This window comes from Methylobacterium sp. HJ2 (genome assembly GCF_056431005.1).
Genome location: NZ_JBWJYM010000002.1, coordinates 147,619 through 167,746 on the forward strand (window position 1 = coordinate 147,619; position 20,128 = coordinate 167,746).

At 69.7% G+C, this 20,128-nt stretch carries 17 protein-coding genes and 1 tRNA gene; 2 read left to right on the forward strand and 16 right to left on the reverse strand.

Annotation, left to right across the window (positions count from 1 at the left end; translation table 11 throughout):
• Nucleotides 1-12: 12 nt before the first annotated feature.
• From ACS5RC_RS05275 to ACS5RC_RS05335, 13 genes are all read right to left on the reverse strand, one after another.
• A complete protein-coding gene (locus ACS5RC_RS05275; protein ID WP_478342783.1) occupies nt 13-1,533 on the reverse strand; it encodes an NADH-quinone oxidoreductase subunit M in 1,521 nt (506 codons plus the stop codon).
• Nucleotides 1,533-3,644, reverse strand: coding sequence for an NADH-quinone oxidoreductase subunit L (gene nuoL, locus ACS5RC_RS05280; protein WP_478342784.1), 2,112 nt, complete (start codon nt 3,642-3,644; stop codon nt 1,533-1,535). The genes ACS5RC_RS05275 and nuoL overlap by 1 nt, the downstream gene beginning before the upstream one ends.
• Before the next feature lie 80 nt (nt 3,645-3,724).
• A complete protein-coding gene (gene nuoK / locus ACS5RC_RS05285; RefSeq protein WP_478342785.1) occupies nt 3,725-4,030 on the reverse strand; it encodes an NADH-quinone oxidoreductase subunit NuoK in 306 nt (101 codons plus the stop codon).
• A gap of 28 nt (nt 4,031-4,058) precedes the next feature.
• On the reverse strand, nt 4,059-4,679 hold the full coding sequence (locus tag ACS5RC_RS05290) for an NADH-quinone oxidoreductase subunit J (protein WP_478342786.1): 621 nt from the start codon (nt 4,677-4,679) through the stop codon (nt 4,059-4,061).
• 124 nt (nt 4,680-4,803) lie between these two features.
• Nucleotides 4,804-5,292 (reverse strand): NADH-quinone oxidoreductase subunit NuoI, encoded by a 489-nt coding sequence (gene nuoI, locus ACS5RC_RS05295; RefSeq protein ID WP_478342787.1) that lies wholly within the window; start codon nt 5,290-5,292, stop codon nt 4,804-4,806.
• A 25-nt stretch (nt 5,293-5,317) separates the two neighbouring features.
• Nucleotides 5,318-6,340 carry an NADH-quinone oxidoreductase subunit NuoH gene (nuoH, locus tag ACS5RC_RS05300; protein WP_478342788.1) on the reverse strand — a complete coding sequence of 341 codons (1,023 nt, stop codon included), beginning with the start codon at nt 6,338-6,340 and terminating at the stop codon, nt 5,318-5,320.
• 11 nt (nt 6,341-6,351) lie between these two features.
• Nucleotides 6,352-8,421, reverse strand: coding sequence for an NADH-quinone oxidoreductase subunit NuoG (nuoG, locus tag ACS5RC_RS05305; protein WP_478342789.1), 2,070 nt, complete (start codon nt 8,419-8,421; stop codon nt 6,352-6,354).
• A 43-nt stretch (nt 8,422-8,464) separates the two neighbouring features.
• Entirely contained in the window at nt 8,465-9,766 is a 1,302-nt protein-coding gene (gene nuoF / locus ACS5RC_RS05310; RefSeq protein WP_478342790.1) for an NADH-quinone oxidoreductase subunit NuoF, read from the reverse strand.
• Between the two features lies 1 nt (nt 9,767).
• Nucleotides 9,768-10,841, reverse strand: a complete 1,074-nt coding sequence (nuoE, locus tag ACS5RC_RS05315) for an NADH-quinone oxidoreductase subunit NuoE (protein ID WP_478342791.1) — start codon at nt 10,839-10,841, stop codon at nt 9,768-9,770.
• 25 nt (nt 10,842-10,866) lie between these two features.
• Complete coding sequence (locus ACS5RC_RS05320) at nt 10,867-12,057, reverse strand: NADH-quinone oxidoreductase subunit D (protein WP_478342792.1); 1,191 nt, start codon at nt 12,055-12,057, stop codon at nt 10,867-10,869.
• 16 nt (nt 12,058-12,073) lie between these two features.
• Complete coding sequence (locus tag ACS5RC_RS05325) at nt 12,074-12,721, reverse strand: NADH-quinone oxidoreductase subunit C (protein ID WP_478342793.1); 648 nt, start codon at nt 12,719-12,721, stop codon at nt 12,074-12,076.
• Nucleotides 12,722-12,730: 9 nt separating this feature from the next.
• The gene (locus tag ACS5RC_RS05330) at nt 12,731-13,318 is read right to left on the reverse strand and encodes a NuoB/complex I 20 kDa subunit family protein (protein ID WP_478342794.1); all 588 of its coding nucleotides are present in this window, start codon (nt 13,316-13,318) and stop codon (nt 12,731-12,733) included.
• Nucleotides 13,319-13,360: 42 nt separating this feature from the next.
• Nucleotides 13,361-13,726, reverse strand: a complete 366-nt coding sequence (locus tag ACS5RC_RS05335) for an NADH-quinone oxidoreductase subunit A (protein ID WP_478342795.1) — start codon at nt 13,724-13,726, stop codon at nt 13,361-13,363.
• 360 nt (nt 13,727-14,086) lie between these two features.
• Between ACS5RC_RS05335 and ACS5RC_RS05340 the strand changes: the two genes are divergently transcribed.
• Nucleotides 14,087-14,163, forward strand: a tRNA-Asp gene (locus ACS5RC_RS05340).
• A 103-nt stretch (nt 14,164-14,266) separates the two neighbouring features.
• On the opposite strand, the gene ACS5RC_RS05345 is transcribed toward ACS5RC_RS05340, so the two are convergent.
• The 3 genes from ACS5RC_RS05345 to ACS5RC_RS05355 all read right to left on the reverse strand — a co-directional run bounded on the left by ACS5RC_RS05345 (nt 14,267) and on the right by ACS5RC_RS05355 (nt 19,445).
• On the reverse strand, nt 14,267-17,500 hold the full coding sequence (locus ACS5RC_RS05345) for an efflux RND transporter permease subunit (RefSeq protein WP_478342796.1): 3,234 nt from the start codon (nt 17,498-17,500) through the stop codon (nt 14,267-14,269).
• Nucleotides 17,501-17,511: 11 nt separating this feature from the next.
• Nucleotides 17,512-18,921, reverse strand: coding sequence for an efflux RND transporter periplasmic adaptor subunit (locus ACS5RC_RS05350; protein WP_478342797.1), 1,410 nt, complete (start codon nt 18,919-18,921; stop codon nt 17,512-17,514).
• A gap of 125 nt (nt 18,922-19,046) precedes the next feature.
• Nucleotides 19,047-19,445 carry a hypothetical protein gene (locus tag ACS5RC_RS05355; RefSeq protein ID WP_478342798.1) on the reverse strand — a complete coding sequence of 133 codons (399 nt, stop codon included), beginning with the start codon at nt 19,443-19,445 and terminating at the stop codon, nt 19,047-19,049.
• A 193-nt stretch (nt 19,446-19,638) separates the two neighbouring features.
• Here ACS5RC_RS05355 and ACS5RC_RS05360 point away from each other — a divergent pair, with 193 nt between their 5' ends.
• The gene (locus tag ACS5RC_RS05360) at nt 19,639-19,950 is read left to right on the forward strand and encodes a hypothetical protein (RefSeq protein ID WP_478342799.1); all 312 of its coding nucleotides are present in this window, start codon (nt 19,639-19,641) and stop codon (nt 19,948-19,950) included.
• Nucleotides 19,951-20,128 lie beyond the last annotated feature (178 nt).

Here is a 20,128-nt window from a genome sequence, read left to right on the forward strand (position 1 = left end):
CGGCTCAGGATCTCAGGGCGCGATCGGCAGCGCGGCGGCCGCGGTCTGCGTGTTCGACAGGGCGGTGCGGATGCCGGCCATCAGGGCCTCGGTCGAGGGCGCGAACACGTCCAGGATCGGGGCCGGGTGAACGCCGTAATAGATCGTCAGGACCACGAGCGGGGCGAGGATCAGCTTCTCGCGCGTGTCCAGGTCGAGGATGCCCTGAAGGCTCGGCTTCTCGAGCTTGCCGTAGATCACCCGGGCGTAGAGCCAGAGCGCGTAGGCCGCCGAGAGGATGATGCCGAAGACCGAGAAGAAGGCGACGGTCGGGTTCGCCTTGAAGGCTCCCATCATCGCCAGGAACTCGCCGACGAAGCCCGACGTGCCCGGCAGGCCGACATTGGCCATCGTGAAGACCAGCATCGCCACCGCGTAGAGCGGCATCCGCTTCACGAGGCCGCCATAGGCCGCGATCTCGCGGGTGTGCATGCGGTCGTAGACGACGCCGACGCCGAGGAAGAGCGCGCCCGACACGATCCCGTGCGAGATCATCAGGAACAGGGCGCCCTGGATGCCCTGCTCGTTCAGGGTGAACAGGCCCAGCGTGACGAAGCCCATATGGGCGACCGACGAGTAGGCGATCAGCTTCTTGATGTCGGTCTGCATCATCGCGGTGAGCGAGGTGAAGATGATCGCAATGATCGACAGCGCGAAGACGAGGGGCGCGAAGTCCTGGCTCGCCAGCGGAAGCATCGGCAGCGAGATCCGGATGAAACCGTAGCCGCCCATCTTCAGGAGGATGCCGGCCAGGATCACCGAGCCCGCGGTCGGCGCCTCCACGTGGGCGTCGGGCAGCCAGGTGTGGACCGGCCACATCGGCATCTTCACCGCGAAGGAAGCGAAGAAGGCGAGCCACAGCCAGGTCTGCATGTGGGCCGGGAAGCGGGTCTGCAGCAGGGTCGGGATATCGGTGGTGCCGGCCTGCCAGTACATCGCCATGATGGCGAGCAGCATCAGCACCGAGCCGAGCAGGGTGTAGAGGAAGAACTTGAAGCTGGCGTAGATGCGCCGCTTGCCGCCCCAGATGCCGATGATGAGGAACATCGGGATCAGGCCGGCCTCGAAGAACAGGTAGAACAGCACCAGATCGAGCGCGCAGAACACGCCGATCATCGTCGTCTCCAGGACCAGGAAAGCGACGAAGTACTCCTTCACCCGGCGCTCGATCGAGTTCCACGAGGCCCCGATGCAGAACGGCATCAGGAAGGTGGTGAGCAGCATCAGCGGCATCGAGAAGCCGTCGAGGCCGAGCTTGAACCGGATCGTCTCGGTGAGCCACGCGTGGCTCTCGACGAGCTGGAAGCTCGACGCGGAGGCGTCGTAGCGGCTCCAGGCCACCAGCGAGAGCAGGAAGGTGATGATCGTGGTGGCGAGCGCGGCCCAGCGGGCGTTGCGCTTCACGCTCGCGTCGTCGCCGTTCAACGTCAGGATGAAGGCCGCGCCGCAGAGCGGCACGATCAGCAGGCCGGAGAGGATCCCGAGGCCGAACATCAGTGAGCCCCTTTCGGCAGGCCGGTCATCAGGTACCAGCTGATCAGGCCGGCGACGCCGATGAGCATCACGAAGGCGTAGTGATAGACGTAGCCGGTCTGGAAGCGGACGACGCCGCGGGTGACGTCGACCACGCGGGCCGCGATGCCGTCGGGGCCCGCGCCGTCGATGGCGCGCCCGTCCACCTGCCGCCACAGGAACAGGCCGAAATCCTTGGCCGGACGGACGAAGATCCGGTCGTAGAGCTCGTCGAAGTACCACTTGTTGAGCAGGAAGCGGTAGAGCAGCGGCTGCTGCTCGGCCAGCGCGTGCGGCAGCTCGGGCCGGCGGATGTACATCCAGAAGGCGACGACGAAGCCCAGCGTCAGCATGATGAAGGGCGAGGCCGAGACCCAGCCGGGCACGCTGTGGATGTCGTGCATGATGTGGTTCTCGGGGCCGTGCGCCAGCGCGTGGCCCCAGAAGGCGTCCATGCCCTCGCCGATGAAGCGGTTCTTGAAGATCAGGCCGGCGAAAAGCGCCCCGAAGGCGAGGATCGCCAGCGGGATCGTCATGACGAGCGGGCTCTCGTGCGGCGTGTGCGGCGCGTGGTCGTGGTGCTCGACGGCGCTGTGGGAGGCCGGCTCGACATCGTGGCCGCGGTCGTCGTGGGCGACGCCCTCGTGGTGACCCGGCGCACCATCGGCCTGATGGGCGGTCGTCGAGTGGGCGACGGCGGGCGCGTGATGGTCGTCGTGGCCGGTGGCCGCGTGTCCGTGCGCCCCGTGCCCGGCCCAGCGCGCCGGTCCCTCGAAGGTGAGGAAGAACAGGCGCCAGGAGTAGAACGAGGTGAAGAAGGCCGCGATCACGGTGGCGAAGAAGGCCAGCGTGTGCCCGGGGCGGGTGGAGACGTAGGCCGCCTCGATGATGGCGTCCTTCGAGTAGTAGCCGGCGGTGAAGGGGAAGCCGATCAGCGCGAGGGTGCCGATCGCCATCATGGCGGTGGTGAAGGGGATGTAGGGGCGTAGGGCGCCCATGTTCCGCATGTCCTGCTCGTGGTGCATCGCATGGATGACCGAGCCGGCGCCGAGGAACAGCAGCGCCTTGAAGAAGGCGTGGGTGAAGAGGTGGAACACTCCGGCCGCGTAGGCGCCGACCCCGAGCGCCACGAACATGTAGCCGAGCTGCGAGCAGGTCGAGTAGGCGATCACCCGCTTGATGTCGTTCTGCACGAGCCCGACGGTGGCCGCGAAGAAGGCGGTGATGCCGCCGATCACCGTGACGACCACGAGCGCGTCGGGCGCCATCTCGAAGAGCGGCGAGAGCCGAGCCACCATGAACACGCCGGCGGTGACCATCGTGGCCGCGTGGATCAGGGCCGAGACCGGGGTCGGGCCCTCCATCGCGTCCGGCAGCCAGGTGTGCAGCAGGAACTGGGCCGACTTGCCCATCGCGCCCATGAACAGCAGCAGGCAGGCGAGGGTGAGGGCGTGCCAATCCTGGCCGAGGAAGTGGAAATGCGCGTCCTTCAGCTCGTTCACCCGCGGGAAGATCCCGTCGAAGGCGACCGAGCCGAACAGCACGAAGACCAGGAAGATGCCGAGGGAGAAGCCGAAATCGCCGACGCGGTTGACGATGAAGGCCTTCATCGCCGCGGCGTTGGCCGAGGGCTTCTCGTACCAGAACCCGATCAGCAGGTAGGAGGCGAGGCCGACGCCCTCCCAGCCGAAGAACATCTGCACGAGGTTGTCGGCCGTCACCAGCATCAGCATGGCGAAGGTGAAGAGCGACAGGTAGGCGAAGAAGCGCGGGCGGTGCGGATCCTCCTCCATGTAGCCGATGGAGTAGAGGTGCACGAGGGTCGAGACCGAGGTCACGACGACGAGCATAACCTTGGTCAGCGCGTCGATCCGGAAGGCCCAGTCGACCGTCAGGTCGCCCGCAGAGAACCAGGTCGCCACCTGCACCCGGGTCGCGTGCTCGCCGTCGATGAACACGCCCCAGGACAGCAGCGCCGCGAAGGCGAGGCAGGCCGTGGTGACGTACTCGCTCGCCCGCGCGCCGATCAGACGGCCGAACAGGCCGGCGACGAGGGCGCCGATGAGCGGGAAGAAGACGATCGCGTGATACATCGCTCTCTTGCAGTCCGGCCTCGGGTGCGGCGACGCCGCTCCCGCGTTTCAGGTCAGGGCGAGACGGAGGGGGGCCGCCTCTAGCCCTTCATCATGCTCACGTCCTCGACCGCGATGGAGCCGCGGTTGCGGAAGAACACCACCAGGATCGCGAGGCCGATCGCGGCCTCGGCCGCCGCGACCGTGAGCACGAACAGGGCGAAGACCTGACCGGTGATGTCGTTGAGGTGCGTGGAGAAGGCGACGAAATTGATGTTCACCGCGAGCAGGATCAGCTCCACGGACATCAGGATCACGATGATGTTCTTGCGGTTGATGAAGATGCCGAGCACGCCGAGCGTGAACAGGATCGCGGCGACCGTCAGGTAGTGGCTCAGGCCGATCATCGTCTTGCCCTTTCGGTAAGCCCGCGCATCAGACCTCGACACCCTGACGCGAGGGCACCTTGCGGGTCTCGACCGCCATGCCCTGCGTCCGGGCGTTCTGCACGCTGATGTTCTGGCGCTTCACGCCGGGCCGGTCGCGCAGCGTCAGCACGATGGCGCCGATCATCGCGACGAGCAGGATCAGGCCGGCCAGCTGGAAGAAATAGACGTATTCCGTGTAGAGCACGCGACCGAGGGCGGCGGTGTTGGTCAGGTTCTCGCCCGCCGCGACATTGCCGAGGGGTGCCTGGACGAGACCCGGGTCGATCGTCCACGAGCCGACGACGAGCAGGATCTCGATCAGGAACACGGCTCCGATCAGGGCGCCCACCGGCAGATATTGCTGAAAGCCCTGCCGCAGCTCGGCGAAATCGACATCGAGCATCATCACGACGAACAGGAACAGCACCGCGACCGCGCCCACGTAGACGACGACGAGGATCATCGCCAGGAACTCGGCGCCCATCAGCACGAACAGGCCGGCGGCGTTTACGAAGGCTAGAATCAGGAAGAGCACCGAGGCGACGGGATTGCGCGAGGCGATCACCATGAATCCGGAGGCGATGGCGACGCCCGCGAACAGGTAGAAGAAGGCGGCTGCTGCGGTCATGCGCTTGTCGGAATCGGCCGCTGGAGACGGCCCCTTCTGCCTGGTGGACGGACGGCCGGCCGAGGCTGGCCGTCCTATAGAACCCGGTCCCGCGTCGCACAAGGCGCGGCGCGGCATGGCGGTGTCAGCGGTAGGGGGCGTCCATCGCGATGTTGCGCGCGATCTCGCGCTCCCAGCGATCGCCGTTCAGCAGGAGCTTCTCCTTGTCGTAGAGGAGCTCCTCGCGGGTCTCGACCGAGAATTCGAAGTTCGGCCCTTCGACGATCGCGTCGACCGGGCAGGCCTCCTGGCACATGCCGCAATAGATGCACTTCACCATGTCAATGTCGTAGCGCGTGGTGCGGCGCGTGCCGTCGTTGCGGCGCGGCCCCGCCTCGATGGTGATGGCCTGGGCCGGGCAGATCGCCTCGCAGAGCTTGCAGGCGATGCAGCGCTCCTCGCCGTTCGGGTAGCGGCGCAGGGCGTGCTCGCCCCGGAAGCGCGGACCGCGGTGCCCCATCTCGAAGGGGTAGTTGATCGTCGCCTTCGGTTTGAAGAAGTACTTCATGGCGAGCACGAAGCCCGACACGAACTCCTTCAGGAGGAGGCTCTTGGCAACCTGATCGAGCTGCATGCTCGGATCTCCGCGTGTGCGAGGGTCATGCTCCCGGCGCGAGGCCGGTGAGCTTGAGGACGAAGGCCACGACGATCACCGAGACCAGCGACAGGGGCAGGAACACCTTCCAGCCGAGCCGCATGAGTTGGTCGTAGCGGTAGCGCGGGACCATGGCCTTCACCATGGCGATCATGAAGAACAGGAAGCTGGCCTTGAGGGCGAACCAGATCAGCCCCGGCACCCAGGTGAAGGGCGCGAAGGGGATCGGCGAGAGCCAGCCGCCCAGGAACAGCACCGTGCCCAGCGCGCACATGGTCATGATCGCCACGTACTCGCCCAGCATGAACAGCAGGTATGGCGTGGACGAATACTCGACCATGTAGCCCGCCACGAGCTCGGACTCCGCCTCCGGCAGATCGAAGGGCGGGCGGTTCGTCTCGGCGAGCGCCGAGATGAAGAACACCACGAACATCGGGAACAGCCAGAGCCAGTACCAGCCGAACAGGCCGAGGCTGGTGTCCTGAGCCATGACGATGCGCGAGAGGTTGAGCGAGCCCGCGCAGAGCAGCACGCAGATGATCACGAAGCCGAGGGACACCTCGTAGGAGATCATCTGCGCCGCCGAGCGGAGCGCGCCCAGGAAGGCGTATTTCGAGTTCGAGGCCCAGCCGCCCATGATGACGCCGTAGACGCCGAGCGACGAGATCGCGAAGATGTAGGTCATGCCGACGTTGATGTCCGCGATGGCCCAGCCCTCGGCCAGCGGAATCACCGCCCAGGACGCGAGCGCCAGGGTGGCGAAGACCAGCGGCGCCAGCAGGTAGATGCCCTTGTTGGCGCCCGCCGGGATCACCGGCTCCTTGATCACGAACTTGATCAGGTCCGCGAAGGACTGGAACAGGCCCCAGGGCCCGACCACGTTCGGCCCGCGCCGCAGCTGCACCGCCGCCCAGATCTTGCGGTCGGCGAGCAGAGCGTAGGCGATGAAGACGAGGAGCGCCGCGAGCAGCACGAAGCTCTTCAGCGCGATCAGGAGCACGGTCCCGACGACGTCCCAGGTGGTCATGGGGTGGGCTCCTACTCGGCCGCTTCGAGCGCGCGCCCGCGGGCGAGGCTCGAACACTCGGCGAGCACCCGCGAGGCGCGGGCGATCGGGTTGGTGAGGTAGAAGTCGCTGATCGGGGAGATGAAGGGCGTGCGCCCTCCCTCCCCGCTCAGGGACGCGAGCCGCTCGAGGGCGGCGGCGGCGTCGCCCGCCTTCACGGCGCCGAGCGCCGCGAAGTGCGGATGCTCGGCGTAGAGCGCGCGGCGCAGCGCGATCAGCGAATCGTAGGGCAGCTTCTTGCCGACCACGTCGGAGAGGGCGCGCAGGATCGCCCAATCCTCGCGGGCGTCCCCCGGCGGGAAGCCGGCGCGGTTCGTCATCTGGACCCGGCCTTCCGTGTTCACGTAGGTCGCGGTCTTCTCGGTATAGGCGGCCCCCGGCAGGATCACGTCGGCGCGGGACGCCCCGCGGTCGCCGTGCGTGCCCTGGTAGACCACGAAGGCGCCCGGGGCGACGTCGCACTCGTCGGCGCCGAGGTTGAACAGCACCTCCACGCCGCCGCCGACCATCGCCGCGAAATCGAGGCCGCCCTCGCCCGGCACGAAGCCGAGATCGAGCGCGCCGACGCGCGCGGCGGCCGTATGGATCACGCCGAAGCCGTTCCAGCCCTCGCCGAGCGCGCCGACCGCGCGGGCGAGGTTCGCCGCCGCCGCCAGCACGCCGGGCTGGTTCGCAGCCGTCTCGCCGACGACGATCAGCGGGTTCTTGGCGGCCTTCAGGGCCTCGAGGAAGCTGTGCTCGCCGCGCGCCAGGGCGGCGAGGGAGTCAGGCCCCGCGCCGATATGGACGTGCGGATAGGTCAGGTCGGTCGGCTCGCCGATCAGGCCGACCGCGAGCGGAGCCATGCGCCAGCGCTTGCGGATGCGCACGTTGAGGAGCGAGGCCTCGATCCGCGGGTTGGTGCCGACGAGCAGGATCGCGTCGGCCTGCTCGATGCCCGGGATGGTCGGGTTGAAGGTGTAGGCGGCCCGGCCCCAGGCGGGATCGAGCCCCGGTCCGGCCTGCCGGCAATCGAGGTTCCTAACGCCGAGGGCGGCCATCAGGCCCTTCAGCGCGTAGATCTCCTCGACGGCCGCAAGGTCGCCGACCACGGCGCCGACGCGGGCCGGGTCGGTCCCCTTCAGCTTCGCCGCGATGGCCCCGAAGGCCTCGGCCCAGGAGGCCGGGCGCAGGCGCCCGTTCTCGCGCAGGAACGGGCGGTCGAGGCGCTGCAGGCGCAGCCCGTCGACGGCGTGGCGCGTCTTGTCGGAGATCCACTCCTCGTTGATGTCCTCGTTGACGCGTGGCTCGATCTGCATGACCTCGCGACCCCGGGCATCGACCCGGATGGCGCAGCCGACCGCATCCATCACATCGACCGATTCGGTCTTGGACAGCTCCCAGGGACGGACGTTGTAGCTCTGCGGCTTGTGCACGAGCGCGCCGACGGGGCAGAGGTCGGCCACGTTGCCCTGAAGCTCCGAGCCCATCGCCTGCTCGAGGTAGCTCGTGATCTCCATGTCCTCGCCGCGGCCGATGGCCCCGAGATCGGGCACGCCCGCGACCTCCGCCAGGAAGCGCACGCAGCGGGTGCAATGGATGCAGCGGTTCATGGCGGTCCGCACCAGCGGGCCGATATACTTCTCCTCGACGGCGCGCTTGTTCTCGCCGTAGCGGGTCGAGTCGACGCCGTAGGCCATCGCCTGATCCTGCAGGTCGCAATGGCCGCCCTGGTCGCAGATCGGGCAATCGAGCGGGTGGTTGATGAGGAGGAATTCCATCACCCCCTCGCGCGCCTTCTTGGTGCCGCCCGAGCGCGTCAGCACCTCCGGCGGCTCGCCGTTCGGGCCCGGCCGGCAATCCTTCACCGCGTAGGCGCAGGACGCCACGGGCTTCGGGGCCCCCTTCAGCTCGACGAGGCACATCCGGCAATTGCCGGCGATCGACAGCCGCTCGTGGAAGCAGAAGCGCGGGATCTCCGCGCCCGCGACCTCGCAGGCCTGGAGCAGGGTGTACTCGGCCGGGACATCGACCTCGGTGCCGTCGACGACGATCTTGGTCATGCGTACTTCTCGGTCTCGAACTGCGGCGCGGGCGCGGAGCGGATCACTCCGCGGCCATCGGCACGGGGTCCGAATGCGGGTTGGCGGTGTAGCGGTCGATGCGGCGCTCGATCTCGGGGCGGAAATGCCGGATCAGGCCCTGGATCGGCCAGGCCGCGGCGTCGCCGAGCGCGCAGATGGTGTGGCCCTCGATCTGCTTGGTGACCTCGAACAGCATGTCGATCTCGCGCTTCTGCGCGCGACCCTCGGCCATCCGCAGCATCACCCGCCACATCCAGCCCGTACCCTCGCGGCAGGGCGTGCACTGGCCGCAGCTCTCGTGCTTGTAGAAATAGGCGATGCGGGCGATCGCCTGGACGATATCCGTCGAGCGGTCGAGCACGATCACCGCCGCGGTGCCGAGGCCGGAGCCCAGGCCGCGCAGCGTGTCGAAATCCATCTTGGCGTCGATGATCTGCTCGGCCGGCACCAGGGGCACCGAGGAGCCGCCGGGGATCGAGCAGAGCAGGTTGTCCCAGCCGCCGCGCATGCCGCCGCAATGCCGGTCGATCAGCTCGCGGAAGGTGATCCCGAGCTCCTCCTCGACGTTGCAGGGCTTGTTGACGTGGCCCGAGACGCAGAACAGCTTGGTGCCGGTGTTGTTCTTGCCCCCGAGCCCCGCGAACCACGCGCCGCCCCGGCGCAGGATGGTGCCCGCCACCGCGATCGACTCGACGTTGTTCACGGTCGTGGGGCAGCCGTAGAGGCCCATATTGGCCGGGAAGGGCGGCTTCAGCCGCGGCATGCCCTTCTTGCCCTCGAGGCTCTCCAGCAGCGCCGTCTCCTCGCCGCAGATATAGGCGCCCGCGCCGTGGTGGACGTAGATGTCGAACGGGTAGCCGTGGACGTTGTCCTGGCCGACGAGATTGGCCGCGTAGGCCTCGTCGACGGCCCTCTGCAGGGCGTGCTTCTCGGCGACGTACTCGCCGCGGATGTAGATGTAGCAGGCATGCGCGGCCATCGCGAAGGAGGCCAGCATGCAGCCCTCGATCAGGAGATGCGGATCGTGCCGCATGATCTCCCGATCCTTGCAGGTTCCGGGCTCGGACTCGTCGGCGTTGACCACGAGGTAATGCGGACGCCCGTCCGACTTCTTGGGCATGAAGGACCACTTCAGCCCGGTCGGGAAGCCGGCGCCGCCGCGGCCGCGCAGGCCGGAGGCCTTCATCTCCTCAATGATCCAGTCGCGGCCCATCTCCAGCAGGAACTTGGTGCCGTCCCACGCGCCGCGCTTCCTGGCCTCCTCGAGGCCGGGCGAGTGGAGGCCGTAGAGGTTGGTGAAGATGCGATCCTGATCGGAGAGCATGTCAGGTCCTCTCGGGCTTCGGGGGAGCGCCGGCGGCGGGCGTCTCGGCGGCGGCGGCCGGCCGGCCGGCCTCGCCGTCGCTCGCGCCCGATGCGGCGGGAGCGGGCGGCGTCGCGTCGCGCGGCAGCGTGGATTGCGCCCCGGCCTCGGCGCCCGCAGGCTCCAGATCCTTGATCGCCTTGGCCGCCGGCTCCGGCGCCGAGGGACGCTCGGTCGTCGAGTGGGCCGTGTTGGCGGCCTCCGTCCGGTCGCCCGGCTTCACCGGGGTCTCGCCGGAGGCGGCGCGCTGGGCCGGCGCATCGCTCGCCGGGCCCTCGACCGCGCGGCCGGCATCCGGACGGGCGGGCTTCGGGTTGGAGGCGGCCTGCTTCTCGCTGGAGGCGGCCTCGTCCTGCGTGCGGGCCTCCTCCTCCGACTTGCGGGCGTCCTCGAAGCGCTTGCGCCACGCGCCGACGCGGGAGCCGTCGAACAGGGTCGGATCGGTCAGCGTCTCGGCGCCCCCCAGCGGCTCGGACGAGACGCGGCCCTTCTGCGAACCGACCTTGACCGGGCGCCCGGCCGCGAGGTCGTCCATCAGCGTTCCGAGGGATTCGGGCGTCAGATCCTCGTAGTAATCCTGATTGATCTGCACCATCGGGGCGTTGCAGCAGGCCCCGAGGCACTCGACTTCGAGCCAGGAGAAGGTGCCGTCGTGGCTGACATGGCCGGACGGCCCGAGCCGGGCGTGCAGCATGTCCTTCAGCTCGCGCGCCCCGCAGGAATCGCACGGAACGGTGCCGCAGACCTGGATCCAGTAGCGACCGACCGGCTCCAGCGCGAACATCGTGTAGAAGGTCGCGACCTCCAGCACGCGGATATGCGGCATGCCGAGCTGGTCGGCCACCGCCTCGATGGCCTTCTGCGGCAGCCAGCCGCCGTTCTGCTCCTGCGCCTTCCACAGCAGCGGGATCACGGCGGAGGCCTGGCGTCCCTCCGGGTACTTGGCGATCTGCCCCTCCGCCCACGCGGCGTTCTCGGGCGTGAACGCGAAGGTCGCGGGCTGCTCGGCGGCGGGGGCTAGTCTGCGGTTGGCCATCGTTTCTCGAAACCCTCGTGCCGGATCAGCGGTCGACCTCGCCGAAGACGATGTCGAGCGTGCCGAGCACGCAGGACACGTCGGCGAGGAGGTGCCCGCGGCACATCCAGTCCATCGCCTGCAGGTGGGCAAAACCCGGCGCCCGGATCTTGCAGCGGTAGGGCTTGTTGGTGCCGTCCGAGACCAGATAGACCCCGAACTCGCCCTTGGGCGCCTCGACCGCGGCGTAGACCTCGCCCTCAGGCACGTGGAAGCCCTCGGTGTAGAGCTTGAAGTGGTGGATGAGCGCCTCCATCGAGCGCTTCATCTCCCGCCGCGGCGGCGGCGCGAACTTGCCGTCGAGGGCCGCGATCGGGCCCTGTCCGGCCGGCTCGCGCAGCTTCGCGCAGCATTGCCGCATGATGCGCACCGATTCGCGCATCTCCTCCATGCGGATCACCTGCCGGTCGTAGGTGTCGCCGTTCTTCCCCACGGGGATGTCGAATTCCATCTCCTCGTAGCACTCGTAGGGCTGCGACTTGCGCAGGTCCCACGGGATGCCCGAGCCGCGCACCATCACGCCCGAGAAGCCCCAGGCCATCGCCTCGTCCACGGTGACGATGCCGATGTCGACGTTGCGCTGCTTGAAGATGCGCGAGCCCATCACGAGGGCGTCGAGATCGTCGACCACCTGGAGGAACGGGTCGCAGAACGCCTCGATGTCGTCGATCAGCGCGGGCGGCAGGTCCTGGTGGACGCCGCCGGGCCGGAAGTAATTGGCGTGGAGCCGGGCGCCCGAGGCCCGCTCGTAGAAGATCATCAGCTTCTCGCGCTCCTCGAAGCCCCAGAGGGGCGGCGTGAGCGCGCCGACGTCCATCGCCTGCGTGGTGACGTTGAGGAGATGCGAGAGCAGCCGTCCGATCTCGCAGAACAGGGTGCGGATCAGCTTGGCCCGGCGCGGCACCTCGATGCCCGCGAGCTTCTCGATCGCGAGGCAGAAGGCGTGCTCCTGGTTCATCGGCGAGACGTAGTCGAGCCGGTCGAAATAGGGCGTCGCCTGCAGGTAGGTCTTGTACTCGATCAGCTTCTCGGTGCCGCGGTGCAGCAGGCCGATATGCGGATCGACGCGCTCGACCACCTCGCCGTCGAGCTCGAGCACGAGGCGCAGCACGCCGTGCGCCGCCGGGTGCTGGGGCCCGAAATTGATCGCGAAGTTGCGGATGTTGTGCTCGGTCATGGCCGTCTCCGCGGGATCAGGCCGACGTCTTCTCGTCGCCGGGCAGCACGTAGTCGGTGCCTTCCCAGGGCGAGAGGAAATCGAAGTTGCGGAATTCCTGCGTCAGCTTCACCGGCTCGTAGACCACGCGCGCCTCGTCCTGGTCGTAGCGGACCTCGACGAAGCCGGTGAGCGGGAAGTCCTTGCGCAGGGGATGCCCCTCGAACCCGTAATCGGTGAGCAGCCGGCGCAGGTCCGGATGGCCCGAGAACAGGATGCCGTAGAGGTCGTAGGTCTCGCGCTCGTACCAGTTCGCCGCCGGGAAGATGTCGATCACCGAGGGCACGGGCGTGGTCTCGTCCGTCTGCACCTTCACCCGGATCCGGCTGTTATGGCGCAGGGAGAGCAGGTGGTAGACCACCTCGAAGCGCTGCGCGCGGCCGGGATAGTCGGCGCCGCAGATGTCGATGAAGTTGCGGAAAGCGCAGGCCGGGTCGTCGCGCAGGTAGGTCAGCGCGTAGACGATGTCCGAGCCCTGGACGACGAGCGTCAGCTCGCCGAAGCGGATCGCCCGCGAGACGATCGCCGGCCCGAGCGCGCCCGCGATCCGGTCGGACAGGGCCTGCAGCGCCGCCTCGCCGGATTCCGGCTGGGTGTGGGGCAGGATGGTGATGCCGTTGGTCATCGCCGCTCCTCAGCGCTCGATCGTGCCGGTGCGGCGGATCTTCTTCTGCAGGAGCAGCACGCCGTAGAGCAGGGCCTCCGCCGTCGGCGGGCAGCCCGGTACGTAGATGTCGACCGGCACGACCCGGTCGCAGCCGCGCACCACCGAGTAGGAATAGTGATAGTAGCCGCCGCCGTTGGCGCAGGAGCCCATCGAGATGACGTAGCGCGGCTCCGGCATCTGGTCGTAGACCTTGCGCAGCGCGGGCGCCATCTTGTTGGTCAGCGTGCCGGCGACGATCATCACGTCGGACTGGCGCGGCGAGCCGCGGGGCGCGAAGCCGAAACGCTCGCAATCGTAGCGCGGCATCGACATCTGCATCATCTCGACGGCGCAGCAGGCGAGGCCGAAGGTCATCCACATCAGCGAGCCGGTGCGGGCCCAGTTGATGAGCTCGTCCGCCGAGGTCAGCAGGAAGCCGCGATCGGCCAGCTCGTCGCTGATCGACAGGAAGGTCGGATCGTTCGCCCCGATCGGCCGGCCGGTATTGGGATCGATGATCCCCTTCGCCTGCGGGGCGATGGTCGGGGCGCGGGAGAGATCGTGCGTGAGGGCCATGGATGCCTCAATGGGGTGTCGACGATGCGTACGGGCTCGGGCTCAGTCCCATTCGAGGGCGCCCTTGCGCCACTCGTAGACGAAGCCCACCGTGAGCACGCCGAGGAAGACCATCATCGACCAGAAGCCGAACCAGCCGAGCTCGCCGAAGGTGATGGCCCAGGGAAACAGGAAGGCGACCTCGAGATCGAAGATGATGAACAGGATCGCCACGAGGTAGAAGCGCACGTCGAACTTCATGCGCGCGTCGTCGAAGGCGTTGAAGCCACACTCGTAGGCGGAGAGCTTCTCCGGATCCGGGCTGCTGTAGGCCACCAGGAACGGCGCCACGAGAAGGGCGGCGGCGATGAACAGCGACACGCCGAGGAAGACGATGAGCGGCAGGTAATCCGCCAGGAGACCGGTCATGCGACACCCCGTGATCGTGTGAGACCGCAGCGCCTCGAGCCCGATCCGGCCCGGCGAATGGAATTGCTCCAATGCCAGAGTGCGCGTGGCGCGAGGCTTAGTCGAGCGGTCGAGGTGAGACAAGGGCATTGCGCGTCGCACAATCCGCCCTCGCCCGACACAGATGGGGATCTGTCCCTCCCGCGTGCAGCCGGGCAGATGCGCGCAGGTCGACCGGACCGGGGACGGCCCGCGTGGACGCGCGGCCGAGTCGCCGTCCGGACAGCGGCTCGGCCGCCGAAAGTGCGCGCCGGCTGCTTGACAGCCCCCGGCCCCCCTCATAAACCCCGCCTCGTCGCCGCAACGAGGCGACCACGCCACGCGGGCGTAGCTCAGTTGGTTAGAGTGCCGGCCTGTCACGCCGGAGGTCGCGGGTTCGAGCCCCGTCGCCCGCGCCACGTCTTCCCCTTCCCGATCTCCACCTGTCTCGGCCACCGCTCCCGCTCGTCGCCGACACGGGACACGGATGCCGCTCGCGCCGGCCGGCGCGGAGCCGTCGGCCTATTCGGCCGGCACCGGCGCGCCGTCGGCCATCTGCGGGATCGGGCGCGCGTCCCGCGCCGCGAACCGGGCGCAGAGGGCGGGCAGCACGACGAGGGTCAGCAAGGTCGCGCTGGCGAGGCCGCCGATCACCACGGTGGCGAGCGGGCGCTGGATCTCGGCACCGGTTCCGGTCGCGAGCGCCATCGGCAGGAAGCCGAGCGCGGCGACGAGCGCGGTCATCGCCACAGGGCGCAGGCGCGAGAGCGCGCCCTCGCGGATCGCCTGCTCGAGGGGCAGGCCCTCGGCGCGCAGCTGGCGCAGGCGCGTCAGCATCACCAGCCCGTTGAGCACCGCGACGCCCGACAGCGCGATGAAGCCGACGGCGGCCGGCACCGAGACCGGCATTCCGCGCAGCCACAGGGCGAGGATGCCGCCGCTGAGCGCCAGCGGCACGGCGCTGAAGACGAGCGTCGCCTCCCGGGCCGAACGGAGCGCCGCACAGAGCAGCAGGAAGATCAGCACGAAGCAGGCCGGCACCACCAGCATCAGGCGCGCACGCGCCTGCGCGAGGTTCTCGAATTGCCCGCCCCATGTGATCCACGCCCCCGCGGGAAGCGGCAGCGCCGCCACCTGTCCGCGCGCCTCCTCCACCACCGAGGCGATGTCGCGCCCCCGCACGTTGGCGGTCACGACGATGCGGCGCTTGCCGTTCTCCCGAGAGATCTGGTTCGGCCCCTCCGTCATCACCAGGCTCGCCACCTGCCGCAGGGGCACCGAGGCGATGCGGCCCGTGCCGTCGGCAGGCAGCGGCACCGGCAACGCCCGGAGCGCGTCGAGATCCGCGCGGAGGGCATCGGCGAGGCGCAGCACGATGCCGAAGCGGCGGTCGCCCTCGAACACCAGACCGGCCTCGCGCCCGCCGATCGCCGCACCGATCACGTCCTGCACCGCGCGGTGGCTGAGCCCGAGGCGGGCGATCTCGCCCTTGTCGAGGCGGATCTCCAGCACCGGCAGGCCGTCGACCTGCTCGACTTTCACGTCCTCGGCGCCGGGAATGGCCCGAAGGATCGCGGCGATCCGGTTGGCCGCGGGGAGCAGCGCCTCGAAGCGCTCGCCGAACACCTTCACGGCGAGATCGCCCCGGGTGCCGGCCAGTAGCTCGTTGAAGCGCATCTGGATCGGCTGGGTGAACTCGTAGGCGTTGCCCGGGAGCGCGCCCGCCGCAGCCTCGATCCGCGCCACCAGCGCCTCCCTGGGAAGGGTGGGATCGGGCCACGCGGCGCGGTCCTTGAGCATGATGAAGGTGTCGGACACGTTCACCGGCATGGGGTCGGAGGCGATCTCGGCGGTGCCGGTCTTCGAGAACACGGTCTCGACCTCCGGCAGCGCCAGCACGGCGCGTTCGAGCCGGAGCTGCATCGCCTGCGACTGGCCGAGCGCCGTCGAGGGAATCCGCATGGCGTGGAGGGCGATGTTGCCCTCGTCGAGCTGGGGCATGAACTCCTGGCCGAGCCGCCCATAGAGCAGGAGGCTGCCGGCGAAGAGCAGGCCCGCGAGGCCCGCCACCGCGAGCGGCGCCCGCAGCGCCCCGTCGAGGACCGGGCGGTAGAGCGCGATGAGCGCGCGCACCGCGCGGTTCTCGTGCTCCCGCACGCGTCCGGTGATCAGGATCGCGATCAGCGCGGGAACGAAGCTGAGCGAGAGCAGGAAGGCGCAGGCGAGCGCGATCAGCACCGTCAGCGCCATCGGGGCGAACATCTTCCCCTCGACGCCCGTGAAGGCGAGGAGCGGCAGATAGACCAGCATGACGATGGCCTGACCGTAGACGGTCGGCGCGATCATCTCGGCCGCCGCCTCCCGGACGGTGTCGAGCCGGTCCTGCGTGGTCAGGGCCCGGCCGAGGCCGGCCTGCCGCTCCGCGAGCCGGCGCAGGGCGTTCTCGGTGATGATCACCGCGCCGTCGACGATCAGGCCGAAATCGAGGGCGCCGAGGCTCATGAGGTTGGCGCTGATCCGGCCCTGGACCATGCCGGCCGTCGTCATCAGCATGGCGAGCGGGATGACCAGTGCGGCGATCAGCGCGGCCCGGACGTTGCCGAGCATCAGGAAGAGCACGGCGACGACGAGGAGCGCGCCCTCGGCGAGGTTCTTCGCCACGGTGCGGATGGTGGCGTCGACCAGCACGGTCCGGTCGAGCACCGTGCGCAGGCGGATGTCGGGCGGCAGGCCGGCGGCGATCGCGCCGAGACGGGCATTGACGGCCGCCGAGACCGTGCGGCTGTTGCCGCCGATCAGCATCAGGGCCGTGCCGATCACCGCCTCGGAGCCGTCCGCGCTGCCCGAGCCCGTGCGCAGCTCGCGTCCGATGCGGATCTCGGCCACGTCCGCGATCCGCACGGGCACACCCTTGCGGGTGGCGACCACGACGCGCCCGATCTCCTCCATCGATTCGAGCCGCCCGTTGGCGCGCACGATGGCGCCCTCGCCGTTGCGCTCGATATAGGCGGCGCCCCGGTTCTGGTTGTTGCCCTCCACCGCCTCGGCGATGTCGGCGAGGGTCAGGCCGAGACCGATCAGCTTCGCCGGGTCCGGCTCGATCTGGTACTGCTTCTGGTAGCCGCCGATCACGTCGACCCCGGCCACCCCCGGCACCGTCCGGAGCTGGGGACCGATGATCCAGTCCTGGACGGTCCGCAGGTACGAGGCCTGCTCGAAGCCCGGGCGCAGGCTCTGGCCCTCCGGGGTCAGGTAGCGCCCGTCCGGCTGGAAGCCGGGCCGGCCCGGTGCCGCCGGGGCCCGGGCCTCCGGCGGCGCGAAGGCCAGCGTCCACATGGTGACCTCGCCGAGCCCGGTGGCGATCGGCCCGAGCGTCACGTCCGCTCCGGGCGGCAGGGTGGCGCGGGCCTGGGCGAGGCGCTCGCCGACCTGCTGACGGGCGAAGTAGATGTCGGTGTCCTCGCTGAAGATCGCCGTGACCTGAGCGAAGCCGTTGCGGGAGAGCGAGCGGGTCAGCTCCAGGCCGCGGATGCCGGCGAGCGCCGTCTCGAGCGGGTATGTCACCTGCCGCTCGACGTCGACCGGCGAGAGCTGCGGGATCACCGCATTCACCTGGACCTGGTTGTTGGTGATGTCGGGGACGGCGTCGATCGGCAGGCGCTTGGCCGCGAAGAGGCCGAGGGCCGCCAGGAGGACGCTGGCGATCAGCACCGCGTAGCGGTGGCGGACCGAGAGGTCGAGGATCGTGCGGATCATCCGGTTTGGCCTCAATGCGCGTGCTCGGCCTCGGCCTTGCCGAGTTCGGCCTTCAGGACGAAGCTGTTCTGCACGGCGACCCGCTCGCCCGCGGCGAGGCCGCCGACCACCTCGACCTGATCGGGGTCGCTGCGCCCGAGGCGCACCGTCCGCGCTTCGAACCCGGTCTCGGTCCGCACGAAGACGGTCTCGGCCCTCTCCACGGTCTGGAGGGCGGCGCGCGGCAGGGACAGGTCGACGGGCGCGTCCTCCAGCACCACGCCGACCGTGGCGAAGGCGCCGGGACGCCAGGCGAGATCCGGGTTCCCGACCGCGGCGATGACCCGGGCCGCCCGCGTCTGCGGATCGAGCACCGGGCTCACGAAGACGATCGTGCCGGGGGTGGCGGGACCGTCGGCGCGGGTGAGGCGCACGGCCTGGCCCTGACGGATCCCGCCGAGATCGGACACCGGCACCGCGAGGTCGACCCAGACCTGCGACAGGTCGGCGATCGTGTAGATCTCCTTCTCCTGGCCCTCGTCGTTGACCGGCGCGCCGAGATCGACCCGGCGCTCGATGATCCGGCCCGCGATGGGCGCGCGCAGCTCGTAGCGCTGGAGCCCGAGCAGAGGGGCGCGCCGGAGCGGGGCCATGTGCTCGTCCTCGCCCGCGGCGAGCGCGAGGGCGGGGCGCGCGGCGAGCCGGACGACCTCCGCGTCGGGCACGCCCAGCGCCGAGAGCTTCTGACGGGCGAGATCGACTTTCAGACGCGACTCGATCAGGCCGTTGCGGGCACGCAGGAACTGCTGCTCGGCCGAGATCTTGCGGTCCCAGAGGTCGTGGTCGCGGGAGAACAAGGTCTCCTGCAGCTCAAGCCCGACGCTCGCCGCGATGTAGTCGTTCTTGGCGTCGGCGACGTCGCGGCTGTCGAGAACGGCGACGATCTCGCCTTTCTCGACGGTGTCGCCGAGGCGCTTGCGCAGCTCCGAGACGGTGCCGACCACCTTGGCGGCGACCCGCGCCACCCGGTCGGCGTCGGGCGTCACGGTGCCGGGTACGGAGAGGATGCGGGTGAGCCGCCCCGACCCGACCGGCGCCACGGTGATGCCCGCGGCGTCGATCGCCGCCGGATCGAGGGCGATCCGATCGACATGGGGCTCGACATGGATCTCGGCTCGGGCGTGGCCTTCCGGCTCCCGCGCCCCGGGGCCGGCTCCCCGTATCGCGGCCCTGGCCGCCTCCGGCTGGCCGGGACCCGCGTGGTCGTGGCCCTCGTGCGCGTGCGGCGCCGCAGCGGAGACGAAGTCCGTCCGGGCGGGTTCGGCCGGGGCCAGACCCGTCCGTTCGAGGAGCGCCCGCGCTCCGTCGGAGATCCCCGGCACGAGGGCGCCCGACGCCAAGCCGGCCGCGAGCGCGGCCGGAACCGCGAGAGATCGGATCATGCTGTGAAACCTCGTGACGGACGCGCCGCCCGGCAGACCCGTCCGAGGGCCCTGCCGCATGCGTCAGGAAGCCGCCCCGGAACGGGCGGCGGCACCGATGCGGCCCGGTGAGGCCGCGCAGGCGCTCAGGCGCGCGGCGGTTCGATCGGCGGCGCGGGCGCGCGGGTCGGACGGGCGACCGGCACCCGCGCGAGCACCCGCGCGGCCTTCACGCCCCGGGACGGGCCGGCCGCCTCTGGCGCGACGGCGACCTGATGGCAGCCGCACTGGGCACAGTGATGGAGGCCGGCCGCAGGGTCGTGGCCCGCCGGATCGGCGCGCTCCATGACCCGCGCCGCGTCGAGCGCGGGGACGGGCCCGGCCGCCGGGCCGAGGCCGGTGGCGGCGTGCGCGTGCCCGTCGAGAGCCGGAAGGGCGAGGACCAGAAGGGCCAGAAAGGCGAGGACGCGACCGGACAGCCACCAGGACGCGCAGCCGGCCGGGCGGACACCTCTTGGACTACGCTGGCGCGATGCGCGGAGCACGGGCTGCCGAATCCTCATGGCCGTCGACGGGCGTACGGTACCTGAGCGAGGGCCCGGCGCAAAGCGACCCCGGCGTGCGGTGCGGCACGCCGACGAAGATCGGCCGCGGAAGAAAGTCTCGCGCTCGGCCCCGTTGCGATGCAACCCGAACGGCCCGGCCGCGTCTGCTCCCGGTGAGCAGCGGAGACGTGCGATGGAACCCATGAAGCCGATGAAACCGATGGAGCCCATGAAACCCATGGAGCCCATGAAGCCGATGAAGGGCGGCGAGGCCTGGTGGCCGAAGGACCTGGGCGAGCCCTCGACCAGCGGCGGCCAGAACGACCTGCGCTACGCGTTCTTCCCCGACAAGCACCGCCTGCTGATCGAGCAGGACGGCACGGTGACGACCTACGACAGCGGCGACCACAGGATCAGCGGCGTGTCGCAGGCGAGCGGATCCTCGGTCACGTTCTCGAGCCAGAACGGCGACGTCGATCTCGGCTCGCTCAAGAAGGTCGGCTGACAGGGCCGCTGGGCCCGCCGCCGCTTCGAGGCGGGCCCCGTCCAAGGCCGGCCCGCCCGACGGACATAGCTTCCGGCCGGGGCCCGTCGAGCCCGGCCGGAAGCCGGGATCGACGCGTGTCGGGGGGCGACCGCCGATCGAGCGGGATCGCAGGGCGCCCCCTGCGCGTGCCCTGCGC

What these genes read in the sequence shown, in the direction of transcription:
- ACS5RC_RS05345 (WP_478342796.1), bottom strand. Translation starts at nt 17,500, where the DNA reads ATGATCCGCACGATCCTCGACCTCTCGGTCCGCCACCGCTACGCGGTG.
- nuoF (WP_478342790.1), bottom strand. Translation starts at nt 9,766, where the DNA reads ATGCTCTCCGATCAGGATCGCATCTTCACCAACCTCTACGGCCTCCAC.
- ACS5RC_RS05335 (WP_478342795.1), bottom strand. Translation starts at nt 13,726, where the DNA reads ATGACCGGTCTCCTGGCGGATTACCTGCCGCTCATCGTCTTCCTCGGC.
- nuoG (WP_478342789.1), bottom strand. Translation starts at nt 8,421, where the DNA reads ATGACCAAGATCGTCGTCGACGGCACCGAGGTCGATGTCCCGGCCGAG.
- nuoK (WP_478342785.1), bottom strand. Translation starts at nt 4,030, where the DNA reads ATGATCGGCCTGAGCCACTACCTGACGGTCGCCGCGATCCTGTTCACG.
- ACS5RC_RS05325 (WP_478342793.1), bottom strand. Translation starts at nt 12,721, where the DNA reads ATGACCAACGGCATCACCATCCTGCCCCACACCCAGCCGGAATCCGGC.
- ACS5RC_RS05360 (WP_478342799.1), top strand. Translation starts at nt 19,639, where the DNA reads ATGGAACCCATGAAGCCGATGAAACCGATGGAGCCCATGAAACCCATG.
- ACS5RC_RS05290 (WP_478342786.1), bottom strand. Translation starts at nt 4,679, where the DNA reads ATGACCGCAGCAGCCGCCTTCTTCTACCTGTTCGCGGGCGTCGCCATC.
- nuoE (WP_478342791.1), bottom strand. Translation starts at nt 10,841, where the DNA reads ATGGCCAACCGCAGACTAGCCCCCGCCGCCGAGCAGCCCGCGACCTTC.
- ACS5RC_RS05320 (WP_478342792.1), bottom strand. Translation starts at nt 12,057, where the DNA reads ATGACCGAGCACAACATCCGCAACTTCGCGATCAATTTCGGGCCCCAG.
- ACS5RC_RS05275 (WP_478342783.1), bottom strand. Translation starts at nt 1,533, where the DNA reads ATGTTCGGCCTCGGGATCCTCTCCGGCCTGCTGATCGTGCCGCTCTGC.
- nuoH (WP_478342788.1), bottom strand. Translation starts at nt 6,340, where the DNA reads ATGACCACCTGGGACGTCGTCGGGACCGTGCTCCTGATCGCGCTGAAG.
- nuoL (WP_478342784.1), bottom strand. Translation starts at nt 3,644, where the DNA reads ATGTATCACGCGATCGTCTTCTTCCCGCTCATCGGCGCCCTCGTCGCC.
- ACS5RC_RS05330 (WP_478342794.1), bottom strand. Translation starts at nt 13,318, where the DNA reads ATGGCCCTCACGCACGATCTCTCCCGCGCCCCGACCATCGCCCCGCAG.
- nuoI (WP_478342787.1), bottom strand. Translation starts at nt 5,292, where the DNA reads ATGCAGCTCGATCAGGTTGCCAAGAGCCTCCTCCTGAAGGAGTTCGTG.
- ACS5RC_RS05350 (WP_478342797.1), bottom strand. Translation starts at nt 18,921, where the DNA reads ATGATCCGATCTCTCGCGGTTCCGGCCGCGCTCGCGGCCGGCTTGGCG.